This window comes from Vibrio anguillarum (assembly GCF_001989995.2).
Taxonomy (GTDB): Bacteria; Pseudomonadota; Gammaproteobacteria; order Enterobacterales; family Vibrionaceae; genus Vibrio; species Vibrio anguillarum.
This window is the reverse complement of record NZ_JAHGUP010000122.1, coordinates 18,261-29,654: the sequence shown is the minus strand read 5'-3', so window position 1 is coordinate 29,654 and position 11,394 is coordinate 18,261. Positions and strand designations below refer to the sequence as shown.

General features: G+C 43.3%; 11 protein-coding genes. 3 read left to right on the top strand and 8 right to left on the bottom strand.

All coding sequences use genetic code 11. The features are described from left to right. The first annotated feature begins 386 nt into the window (after positions 1-386). The 3 genes from PL85_RS17465 (at position 387) to PL85_RS17455 (ending at position 3,424) form a co-directional block, all read left to right on the top strand. Entirely contained in the window at positions 387-1,184 is a 798-nt protein-coding gene (locus PL85_RS17465; protein WP_234826584.1) for a ParB-like protein, read from the top strand. 191 nt (positions 1,185-1,375) lie between these two features. Continuing rightward, on the top strand, positions 1,376-2,155 hold the full coding sequence (locus PL85_RS17460; protein WP_115340052.1) for a TerC family protein: 780 nt from the start codon (positions 1,376-1,378) through the stop codon (positions 2,153-2,155). A 171-nt stretch (positions 2,156-2,326) separates the two neighbouring features. Further along, positions 2,327-3,424 carry a calcium:cation antiporter gene (locus PL85_RS17455; protein ID WP_115340051.1) on the top strand — a complete coding sequence of 366 codons (1,098 nt, stop codon included), beginning with the start codon at positions 2,327-2,329 and terminating at the stop codon, positions 3,422-3,424. A gap of 202 nt (positions 3,425-3,626) precedes the next feature. Here PL85_RS17455 and PL85_RS17450 read toward each other — a convergent pair whose 3' ends face one another. The 8 genes from PL85_RS17450 to PL85_RS17415 form a co-directional block, all read right to left on the bottom strand. Then, a complete protein-coding gene (locus tag PL85_RS17450) occupies positions 3,627-4,496 on the bottom strand; it encodes a DMT family transporter (protein WP_115340050.1) in 870 nt (289 codons plus the stop codon). Positions 4,497-4,498: 2 nt separating this feature from the next. Next, positions 4,499-4,951, bottom strand: a complete 453-nt coding sequence (locus tag PL85_RS17445; RefSeq protein WP_094151701.1) for a GNAT family N-acetyltransferase — start codon at positions 4,949-4,951, stop codon at positions 4,499-4,501. Between the two features lie 70 nt (positions 4,952-5,021). Continuing rightward, a complete protein-coding gene (locus PL85_RS17440; protein ID WP_094151699.1) occupies positions 5,022-5,585 on the bottom strand; it encodes a Crp/Fnr family transcriptional regulator in 564 nt (187 codons plus the stop codon). A gap of 528 nt (positions 5,586-6,113) precedes the next feature. Further along, positions 6,114-7,307, bottom strand: a complete 1,194-nt coding sequence (locus PL85_RS17435; RefSeq protein WP_115340049.1) for an acetate/propionate family kinase — start codon at positions 7,305-7,307, stop codon at positions 6,114-6,116. A gap of 329 nt (positions 7,308-7,636) precedes the next feature. Continuing rightward, positions 7,637-8,398: an iron chelate ABC transporter ATP-binding protein VctC gene (vctC, locus tag PL85_RS17430; protein WP_013868453.1), complete on the bottom strand. Its 762-nt coding sequence runs from the start codon at positions 8,396-8,398 to the stop codon at positions 7,637-7,639. 6 nt (positions 8,399-8,404) lie between these two features. Then, a complete protein-coding gene (gene vctG, locus PL85_RS17425) occupies positions 8,405-9,355 on the bottom strand; it encodes an iron chelate uptake ABC transporter permease subunit VctG (RefSeq protein ID WP_088729810.1) in 951 nt (316 codons plus the stop codon). 22 nt (positions 9,356-9,377) lie between these two features. Next, positions 9,378-10,313 carry an iron chelate uptake ABC transporter permease subunit VctD gene (gene vctD, locus PL85_RS17420; protein ID WP_026027432.1) on the bottom strand — a complete coding sequence of 312 codons (936 nt, stop codon included), beginning with the start codon at positions 10,311-10,313 and terminating at the stop codon, positions 9,378-9,380. 27 nt (positions 10,314-10,340) lie between these two features. Next, complete coding sequence (locus tag PL85_RS17415; protein WP_069212134.1) at positions 10,341-11,252, bottom strand: siderophore ABC transporter substrate-binding protein; 912 nt, start codon at positions 11,250-11,252, stop codon at positions 10,341-10,343. Positions 11,253-11,394: the final 142 nt, after the last annotated feature.

Below are 11,394 nucleotides of genomic sequence, written 5' to 3'. Positions count from 1 at the left end.
CACCTAAGCGGAGAAGAGCCGTATTTGTAAGGGAAAACTAATTGGGCAAAATGCGGAAATATTCCAGCCCCAGCACAAAATGGGGCAAAAGTGTGTTGACGGCTCGCTAATCACTCCACTCTGAAACACACTCCAAATGGTAAACGTTAATGCATTCATTCAAAGTTATAACTTTACGCCCTCACTGTAACCCCATGATTTTTATCAAACTATATACCGACTGATAAATTCTCCAACACCTTATCGATGTTTTCTGTACCGTTAGGCTTCAAACTCCTACAATGCAAGGCAGAGGGTCGGTGAAGGCTAAACTTTCACTTTTACATATTGAATACTCAACAATGCATTTGATTGCATTGGTACCGTCATCATTCAAAAGGAATAGTATGTTGAGCAAAGGATGGATATTGCTTGCCGCCGCAATCATCAGTCAGGGAGCATGGGCACTCGCTCCTTGCGGGACAGACAGTGGCATCGGGGACTGGTGCAGCCTGGATATTAATCAGCCACACCCCACTCAGGCCGGGGTTGGTCAACAACAAGTTGATAAAACACAAGCCAAACTGGCGACAAAAAGCCCAGCACAACTTAAAAAGTATATGAAAAAGAAAAAGATTCCGGTAATCGTAGATGCTGATGGCCAGTATTGGTTGGTTGACCGACATCATCTAACTAAGGCGCTTTGGCAGCAAGGTGTTGTCGAGGTGACCGTCCACATCCTTGCTCACCTCGACAACAAGGAGAGCTTTTGGCAAGACATGCAAGGCAACCACTGGACATGGCTGCGCGATGAAAAAGGAGCCCCGCTAACTCCCGATCAATTACCTGCACACATAAGTAAGCTACCCGACTACCCCTACCGCTCTTTGGCTGGTGAACTACAAGATGCCGGTTATTACAGCAAGCATGAACAGGTTTATTTTGTTGAGTTTGCTTGGGCTAGCTGGCTTGGGGAGCAAATGAATTGGGTGCCAGTCAATGCGAGTACGCTCCCAGAACGACTCGAACAAGCGGCACAACTGGCATGTAGCTCAGCCGCTAAGGCTCTGCCTGGTTACCCCGGAGAGCAGTGTTCAACTATGCGCCACCTCATCAACACGACAAACTACGATTCTATCGCAAAGCGAGATTTAAATAAGATTCATCATTTTGAAGATACAATTAGCCTGCGAGCGAACAAATAGCTCGCAGGGCGTTGTTCGATAAGATGAATATGTATTTTGTTACAAATCGCCCTCTTGTCTTGTGGTTCAGTCAATGATTTACTGTCGCTTCCCTAGCAACAGAGGCTTTTATTGACAATGGACGACCCCTTCAGGCGACCAATATTTACTGATTCCCACCTTCACCGTGCCCCCTTACTTAAGGAGGCCACATGTTAGAACTCTTCCTACTACCCGAAACTTGGGCGATATTTGCCACACTGCTTGCTTTAGAAGTGGTTCTTGGCGTTGATAATGTAGTGTTCATTTCCGTCTTATGTGAACGGCTCCCCATTCAGCAGCGGCCGCTTGCGCGTAACTTAGGCATTTTGTTAGCAGTTACCGCCCGGATTGGTTTGGTTTTTTCTATCAGTTGGCTGATGTCGTTAACTGCACCGATAGTCGTTTGGTTTAGCAACGAATTATCTGGACGAGATTTTATCCTCATCTTCGGCGGTGCTTTTCTGTTATTCAAAGCAGCAAAAGAGTTGTGGAACTGGCTAATGCCTGATGAGCATTCACATACAACGACAGTGAGTACTGGCCTTGCGGTCGTATTACTGCAAATTGTCGCGGTTGACGCGGTATTTTCCATGGATTCGGTAATCACTGAGGTGGGTCTAACTAACGACATTCCTATCATGGTCGCGGCCATTTTAGCGTCTGCGGTGATCATGATATTAACCGCAGCGCGCATTAACGCCTTAGTCACCCGTTATCCGGGTTTTAAAACGCTGGCATTACTGTTTTTAATGATGCTGGGCGGTTTGTTAATCGCGGAAGGTGTTGAGCTGCACATCAATAAAGGCTACGTCTATTTTGCGATGGCGTTTGGTTTGGCAATGGAGATTTGTCATATTCAATGGGCGAAGAAACAATCGATCAAGATTAAGCAGCTACGTCCGTTGAAAAGGACGGCATCTTTACTGAGTTCAAAGCCAATAGTACGGTGATATTGATAGCTAAAGCGCATCAATGTCAAACTTCATCGCCAACATAACCCTTGATTTACTAGGCCTGCGGGTGTGAAGAAACGAAAAAGAACCATCGAGTGATGAACAAGAAAAATGTGTATTTCCAAGAGGAACACACTATCATAACCATTCCAGAAAAGGCTATTGCCTATGAAAATGTTTTTCCGGCAGGAAATTGCCCTGCTTTTTGGTCTGTTAACTCTGCTTTTTTTCAAAACATTAGGGGCTGATTTACTATCAGATACGACCCCATTTTGGATCTATATCCTCATTTCTACTGGGCTATTTGCTATTGTGACATGGGCAATATTCTCCGTTGTTCGCCATTCAGATGCTCTGGCCGTGAAACTTGGTGAGCCATTTGGAACCTTGATTCTCACCCTCTCTGTAATTTCACTTGAAGTGGTGATGATCTCCTCTGTAATGCTCACTGGCGAGCCAAACCCCACGATGGCTCGTGATACTATGTTCGCCGTCGTAATGCTAGTCACCAACGGCCTTGTTGGCTTTACTTTGCTACTGGGTGGCTGGCGTTACCATACGCAAAGTTTTAATTTAGAGGGCGTTAAATCTTATTTGGTCGCCATCATCCCGCTAGCCTTGCTATGTCTCGTTTTGCCTAACTTCACTGAGGGCGGAAGCGAGGGTAGCTTGTCGAGCGCTATGTCTTGGATGCTAATTATCATATCGGTGTTGCTCTACGGCGTCTTTCTATTAATTCAGACCCGTAGTCACAGCCATTTTTTCGTTGGCAATGATCATGAAAATGATGAAGATCATCATGGCCCACTCCAGAGCAATATCTACCATACATTCATGCTATTCGCCTACCTTTTGGTAGTAATCATGCTGGCGAAAACGTTAGCAATCCCTATCAACTATGGGGTGCATATTATGGAAGCCCCTGCGGCGTTAGGTGGTTTTATTGTTGCGTGTATTGTGCTGGCACCTGAAGCCGTTGGTGCGCTTAAAGCAGCATTCAATAATCAACTGCAAAGGGCAATGAACCTCTATTTCGGTTCTGTGCTAGCGACTATCGCGCTTACTGTGCCAGCCGTTTTATTCATCGGCGCGATGATGGATCAAGAGGTGCGTCTTGGGCTATCCTCTGCTGATTTGGTATTACTTGTCACCACCTTAATGGTGTGCAAGGTAACATTCAGTAGTGGCCGAACCAATGTATTACATGGCGCAACGCATTTGGTTCTGTTTGTGGTTTATCTTTTCCTGATGTTTGAGCATGCTTAGTCGATAACTTCAAATTCAATAAACCGTAGCCAATAAAAAAACCGAGTTTAAACGCTCGGGCTTTTTATTGGCTGCAAGACTTACGGTCAAATACGCTCTACACATTCACGAGCAATTACCAGCTCTTCATTGGTTGGGTTTATATTCATGGTAGATGTCATCAATATATTTTCTAATTCACTTTCGCCTATGCCTTTTGGGTTTATTCGGACGGTTGATTCAACCGATTTACTTGTAACAACATTTTCCAAGGTAATAAAGGTAGTATGATCATCAATATCCCTAATATGGTAAAAAAGTCTGGCACTTCATTGAATAAAGTAACACCAAATAAGGTGACAAATACCAGTCCTGAGTTCTCTGCTAGGGCAATAGAATTAGCAGGTGCTCGTTGATACGAAGCAACAGCTAATCCATTGTAAGTAAGAACCAAAGTTGCACTTGCCAAAATGAACAGCAGATTCGTGGTCGAAAGAGGCACCCAATGGAATATAGCTAGGCAGCCAGAGATCGGTAGTGAAAGTAATGATGTCCAAAAAAGCGTGCTAACAACAGTTTGCTCCGTTGGTAATTTTTTCGCGGTAAGGTTGAACAAGGCAATTGTAAATGTAGTAACAAGGGCGAAGACTACCACCAATTCAAATTCTGATGGTCTTAAAACCACAATCACTCCTGAAAACCCTATAAGAGATAATACACTGCTCTTAATCGTTAGTTTCTCTTGGAGAAGTAAAATCGATAATGGAAGCATCATTAGTGGCGCAGCATGAAAAATCGCATTAGCCGTAGCTAAAGTTAAGTGAGTGATTGCAATTACCATGCAACCACTGCCTATTATAATTAGATGTGCCCTAAATAGATTGAGTTTAGCGCTATACAGTTTTCGCTTTTGCTTGGACTGCTTTAACCATAAAGGATAAATAACTAAAGTAGAAAATAATTGCCGTATAAAAATGTACTGAAAGGCTGATACCTCCCCATTAAGTAACTTAACTGCGACATCAGATAGTGAAGCAGCAAGATTACCTAATATGAGAAAGATAATCGCGAGGTTTACCACAGGAAAAGACACTGTTATTTTTCCAACTTCATATCGATATGTGGGATGTCATCCTCCAAATACATTACAGAAGTCGGCATAAATCCATGGTTTTGGTAGAATTCTGATAGGTGTTCTTGAGCGCCAATTTCGATTGACTCTCTGGGCCACAACTTGTCACATGCACATAGAGCCTCTTGTACCAGTTGATGCCCTATGCCCCCTCCACGAGAATTTTTTGAAATAGCAACACGACCAATACTGACGGATGGATAACTAACCCCCTTTGACATTAAGCGTGCGCAGGCTATTAACTTGCCACCTTGATAACCCAGTAAGTGGTAAACACCTTCTTGGTGATCTTTACCATCCAACTCAGGATAGGGACATTCTTGCTCGACAACAAACACGTCAACTCTGAGTTTTAGCAGTTGATATAGTTGCATTGTTGTTAATTGGGGAAACGGATGGAGTTGCCAAGTAATCATTTTAATTCAGCCTTACACATATTGATATCCGAAATGTAGCAAGGTGAATAAGTCTAGACATTAACAATTGTTAAGTTGGATTGCGTTTTTTGATACGACTCAGGCTGATCGGTGTAATGCCAAGATAAGCTGCAATTTGATAATCGGTGAGGCGCTCTAACAAGTTAGGATAACTGTTACAGAACTGTTGATAGCGTTCTTCTGGAGTATAAAGCAACATAAAACGTTCTTTGTTTTCTTTATACATCAGTTGTATTTCCAATAGCTTGAGATAAATACTATATTTATTCTTACGCCATGTTCTTAATGTTTCGATAGGGAGAGACATAATCGAGCAAGGGGTAAGTGATTCAAGTTGGTATGGTGATGGCGTTTGGTTAACTAGGCTTTCAAAACCAATGATCCAGTCATTTTCCCAATAAAACTGTTTGCTAAACTCTTTGCCCTTGTCAGTAAAATAAACAGCGTGACATATTCCTTCTAATAGAAAGAAAATCTCTTTTGCAACTTCCCCTTGATGGTAAAAAATATGCCGACTAGGCAAAGAACAAAGCTTTGCAGATTGCTTTAGCTGTTCTACTTCGTGTCGAGTAAAGTCATTTTTTTGTAACTGCTCTAGGAAAGCGTCAAGCATAATTGGTTGTACCTAAGTATTTATCTATAACCAAACATTAACTGAATATTTAAGCACACAATAAATTCGCCAAAAAACAATTAAAGCGGAGGTGTCCAGGTGATGATAACCTACATCAAATTAGCATTCTACGTGCCATTTTATACCCCTAGGTTCCTTATTTGTAGCTGTGAATGACTTACAAGCAAGAATCGTAATTAATAAGACAAGAAAATTTCGCATATTTACCTGTAGGTATCATTTATCAGCAAGACTTTGCAAGGTAGCATACCCTGTGAGTTTACTATCTACTAGTGTCTGCTTGTCGTTCAAAGCCGATCTTTAGAGTAATTGCGTTAGCTTGTTTCGGGGCATAAACAAGTCAACACGAACCTTGTTGATTTAAGGGCACAAAAATGAATTGTATAAGGCAATTTAGTAAGCCATGTGTGTGTCGCCATGCACATCCTTAGCGATGGTCTATCCAACATATGAGTACAAAAAAAGCGAGCACTAAGCTCGCTTTTATCCATTTGATTTTAAATGTAATTATAGCAACTCAACCGACTGTTGAGCGATCACGAATTCTTCGTTAGTTGGTACCACAAGCGCTACTGCATTTAGCATGTCTGATTTTGCGATAATGCCAGCATTACCGAATCGAGCTTGCTCGTTGCCTTGCTCATCTTCCACAAAACCAAGAATTTTCAGGTTGCGTAGAATCTCACGACGAATAGGCAATGCATTTTCGCCAATGCCACCGGTGAAAATAATACCGTCGAGCGAATCAAGCGCTGCAAGGTATGACGCGATGTATTTCGCCACACGGTAGGTGAAGACTTGGAAGGCCAATGTAGCGCCTTCATGACCTTGCTCCATGGCTTCGAGAATGCCACGTGCATCGCTGGTTAAACCAGAAACACCCAAGAAACCAGAGGCTTTGTTCAATGAATTAAACACTTGTTCTTGTGTCCACCCCTTCTTCAATAGAAATTCAATGATGCCTGGGTCAAGGTCACCACAGCGAGTGCCCATCATCAAACCGGAAAGCGGTGTAAAACCCATACTGGTATCGACACTCTGGCCATCTTTAATTGCGCACACTGACGCACCATTACCAAGGTGAACAGAAATAAAGCTGCTTTCTTCAACTGGCTTGTTGATCATTTTTGCCGCTTCACGGCTCACAAAATAGTGGCTAGTTCCGTGGAAACCATAGCGGCGAATACCAAACTCAGTGTACAGCTCTTTTGCAATCGCACCTGTGTAGGCTTTTGCTGGCATGGTTTGGTGGAAAGCGGTATCAAAAACAGCAAACTGCGGTAACTCAGGAAACGCTAGCATTGCCGCGCGCATACCAATCGCGTGTGCTTTATTGTGTAGCGGTGCTAAATCACTAAGCGCTTCAACTTCGTTGACAATTCTTTCGTCTAACTTAACGGTCTTAGTAAACTTCTCGCCACCATGTACTACGCGGTGTCCAATTGCAACGACGTCATCAATCAAGCCGTAGCTTTTCACAAGCTCAACCAGTTTTGCAACCGCCAACAGGTGGTGATTCGCTTCACCTTGAATCGCACAATTGGCTTTTTCTCCGTTAAACTTCCAGCTCATACGGGCATCATCAAGCCCAAAGCATTCACCTAGACCACTCAGTACGGCATCCCCCGTATTTGAATCAATCACCGCAAACTTCAGTGATGAGCTGCCAGAGTTAATAACCAAAACAAACGAGTTCGACATGGGGTAAGTTTCCTGTTTTAGACTAAGTGTTGAAGTATACAACTTCTTGGTTTACGTGACCCTCATTATTCAATAATTTTTTAATCTTTCAACTTTGTTTTAGTTTCAGCATCATGCCAAACGATTTTTTCTTGATCTGAGGCAAGTTATTATTTCTTTTGAAGTGAGAAATATATCAATATTTAAGTCCATCCTGTAGCGCGCAGTAAACATCTGCGCTTCCACCATTTTGCGTTGACAACATTAGGCAGTAAAAAGGGGGCTTACGGTGAATCGAAAGCGTTCTGTTCAGTACTCGTAACGTTACACACACCGGCAGTTAAACCGCATCAATGGGTGTAATACATACAAATACGCTTGCTTTCTATTTCTAATACGTTGAACGGCGTTTCATAGATATCGCTCAAAACCGACGATTGAATCACCTCTTGTACTGTGCCAGTTGCTACTACTTGGCCTCGTTTCAGCGCAATGATGGAATCGGAGTAACAGGATGCAAAATTGATGTCGTGAATCACCACGACCACCGCTTTATTCAACTCATGTGCTAAACGCTGAATAGTGGCCATGATCTGCAATGAGTGTTTGATATCGAGGTTGTTCAATGGTTCATCGAGAAAGATGTAATCGGTATCTTGGGCGATCACCATGGCAATAAAGGCCAGCTGGCGTTGGCCGCCACTCAGTTCGTCGAGGTATTTATCTTCTATCGCTTTAAGATCAAGATATTCGATCGATTGCTCAATCATCGCATGATCGTTGGCCGTTAATTTACCTTGCGAATAAGGAAAACGGCCAAAAGCCACCAGTTCTTTCACGGTAAAACGCATGGTCAGAGTATTGGCTTGGCGCAGAACTGATAGCTTTTTAGCCAACGCTTTAGTATCCCATTCAACCAGCTCTTTGCTTTCAATCCAAACTTTACCGCTATCACGGCTAACCAAACGGCTGGCCATCGACAGTAAGGTACTTTTCCCTGCACCATTAGGGCCAATAATTGAAGTGACTTTGCCTTTTTCAAACTGCGCACAGGCCTTATCCACAACGGCTTGTTGGCCAAACACTTTAGTCAGTTTATCTAGCTGAATCATATGAAATTAAACCATTTTATTACGTAAAAGGAGGGAGAGAAAATAGAGACCTCCGATGAAATTGATCACCACACTCAGCGTTGTTTCAAACTGGAATACTTTTTCAACCACCCATTGACCAGAAAGCAATGCACACACCGCCATCGCGGAACAACCAATCAATAAGGTTCGGTGTTGGTATGAACGAAACCACTCGCGCGTTAAGTTGGTGACCAATAAGCCAAAGAACATCACGGGCCCAACTAAAGCGGTAGAAATAGCAATTAATACCGCACTAAGCATCAATACATGGTGCGTCACTCGACGTACATCCACCCCTAAACTGACCGCGTTATCGTTATCCAACCATAAAACATCCAACACGCGATGCAGGCGAAACAGGCCAAAGCAAACCAGCAGTAGTAATGGTGTTACCCAATACACAAGTTCCACTTTCACGTTGTTGAAGCTCGCAAACATATTGGACTGTACCGATGAAAAATCATTCGGATCCATCAGCATGATCAAAAAAGAGGAAATGCTGGAAAACAGTTGCCCCAGAATGACTCCTAATAACAACAACACCATTAAGTTGCTCTGCTGCTTACGAAAATAAAAAGCGAATAACAAACTAGAAAACAGCAACATGGCAGCAACGGACAACGAAAAATTGAGATAAGCATTGAGCGCGTAGCTACTTAGGCCACCAAAAAGAGTCACCACTAGCACCTGCACGAACAGGTAAAGTGAATCAAACCCCATGATGCTGGGCGTTAAAATTCGGTTGTGGGTAATGGTTTGAAACGCTAGAGAGGACTGCGCAATGGCAATACCCGCTAACACCATCGCCAATACTTTGGGTACACGACGAGAAAGAAAATAGTGATAGTTGTCGGCGTTCAATCCAACACCAATAAACAACCCAGCAAAAAGCAGAGAAGCCAAAACCAGTAACCACAGTTTGCTATGATCACGCAAAGTGATGCTCGCACATACAGACTTACCCATGGCGTTGTCCTCGCAACAGCAACACAATAAATACACTGCCACCGAGAATACTGATGATCATCGAAATCGGCACTTCATAGGGGAAAATAATCAAACGACCGCCCAAATCACATAGCAGCACCAATAACGCACCGAAAATGGCCGTACGAGGGATATTTTTGCGCAAGTTGTCACCGTAATAGTGGCTGACTAAATTAGGCACAATCAACCCTAAAAAAGGCAGTTGACCGACAATCATCACAACCGTCGCAGACATCACCGACACCAAACAAACGCCAATCACCAGCACTTGCTGATAGTTAAGCCCTAAGTTCACAGCAAAATCTTTACCCATGCCGACGGCCGAAATTCGCGCCGCATACAAATAGCTAAAGAGGGCAACCGGAATCGCAATATAGAGCAGTTCGAAATCCCCTTTCAGCAAATTGGCAAAATTGGCTACCGTCCAGCTAGAAAGGTTTTGTATCGCATCGTATTTGTAAGCGATGAAGGAGGCGGCGGATTCCACCACATTGCCAAAAATAATGCCGATCAAAGGGACAAAAATGGCATTTTTAAACTGCACGCGCTGAATCAGTTGCACAAACAGCAAAGTGCCCGCAATCGAAACCGAGAAAATAAGCCACAAGCTTTCACCGTGGCCAAAAAAGACTAAGCTCAACACGTAGCCCAGCATGGCGCATTCAATGGTACCGGAGGTAGAAGGCGCGGCAAATCGGTTTTGGCTGATTTGCTGCATAATAAGACCCGCGATACTGAGCCCTGCCCCGGCTAAAACAATCGCCAACAAACGTGGCAAACGACTGGTAAAGAGCAGTTGCCAAGCATGGGCATCCCCTTGCAGTAATGCCATTAGTGATAGATTGCCTACCCCCACAAACAGTGAAGATAGGCTGACTACCAACAAAGCAAGCAATAACTTTTTCAAAGCTAACCTCAGCTTGTTTGTGGCAAATTAGTGAATGTGTACAGCATTTCTAACGTCGCTGATCATCTGCTCGGTAGCAGTCACACCAGAAATGGATAGGTACCAAGCATTAAGGTCTAAAAACGCCATGCTTTTATTTTTGTAAGCCGCAGTCGCTTTAATCAGGTCATTTTCAAACTCTTGGCGAGTGTGACTTTGCCCTTTGTTGACCAACGTATCACGATCAATGATCAATAAGGTTTTAGGATCATGTTCGCGAATAAATTCATAAGAGATTAGATCGCCATGACGTGTCGCTTTGATGCTATCGACGGTCGTTTTGAATCCAAAATCTTTATACACCGCCGAGAAACGTGATTCAGGCCCAAAAGCGGTAATGTTACCGCCAGAGCTCATCACTGTGAGCGCATCGATTTGGTTGTTCTGATTAAAGCTACGAAGTGCTTGAAACTGCTTATCTAAATCTTCAATTTTGGCTTCCACTTGATCTTCAATAGCAAAGACTTTGCCTAGATTACGCCACTGCTGTTGTGTACTCTGCCAGTAGCCTTGGCTTGCATCGGCTGCAAAAACGATAGTTGGTGCAATTTTAGATAGCTCGTCATAACTGGTTGCGGCGCGCGGCCCAATCACAATCACATCTGGTTTTTGCATATAAATGGTTTCGAAATCAGGCTCAAATAAAGAACCAGCAGGTGCGTATTTATCGCTGTTGTACTTCGCTAAATAATTCGGCAGTTCAGTCACTTTCGATACCGCAACAGGTTCAATACCAAAGCGATCTAACGTATCTAACGCACCTAAACCAATGACAACCACACGTTGCGGATTTTGCTCGATCGTCGTGGTACCGAGTTGATGATCCACAGAAACGGTTTTAGCACTGAGAGTAAAAGAGGTAAGCAAGCCAAGTGCTGCCAAACTAAACAACGATTTCATATAGGTTCCCATTCAAAATAACTGCGACAGATTTTGATAAGCATTCGCATTAAGTTCGGGTAATATAATCGTTGACCGTCGTTCAAGCAACCCTATTCACATCAAAATCAGCCATGATGATCAGAAGCAGCAAGAATGATGA

Coding starts and splice junctions, on each gene's coding strand:
- PL85_RS17440 (WP_094151699.1), bottom strand. CDS start 5,585: ATGCTTGACGCTTTCCTAGAGCAGTTACAAAAAAATGACTTTACTCGA.
- PL85_RS17435 (WP_115340049.1), bottom strand. CDS start 7,307: ATGTCGAACTCGTTTGTTTTGGTTATTAACTCTGGCAGCTCATCACTG.
- PL85_RS17460 (WP_115340052.1), top strand. CDS start 1,376: ATGTTAGAACTCTTCCTACTACCCGAAACTTGGGCGATATTTGCCACA.
- PL85_RS17415 (WP_069212134.1), bottom strand. CDS start 11,252: ATGAAATCGTTGTTTAGTTTGGCAGCACTTGGCTTGCTTACCTCTTTT.
- PL85_RS17445 (WP_094151701.1), bottom strand. CDS start 4,951: ATGATTACTTGGCAACTCCATCCGTTTCCCCAATTAACAACAATGCAA.
- PL85_RS17455 (WP_115340051.1), top strand. CDS start 2,327: ATGAAAATGTTTTTCCGGCAGGAAATTGCCCTGCTTTTTGGTCTGTTA.
- PL85_RS17465 (WP_234826584.1), top strand. CDS start 387: ATGTTGAGCAAAGGATGGATATTGCTTGCCGCCGCAATCATCAGTCAG.
- vctC (WP_013868453.1), bottom strand. CDS start 8,398: ATGATTCAGCTAGATAAACTGACTAAAGTGTTTGGCCAACAAGCCGTT.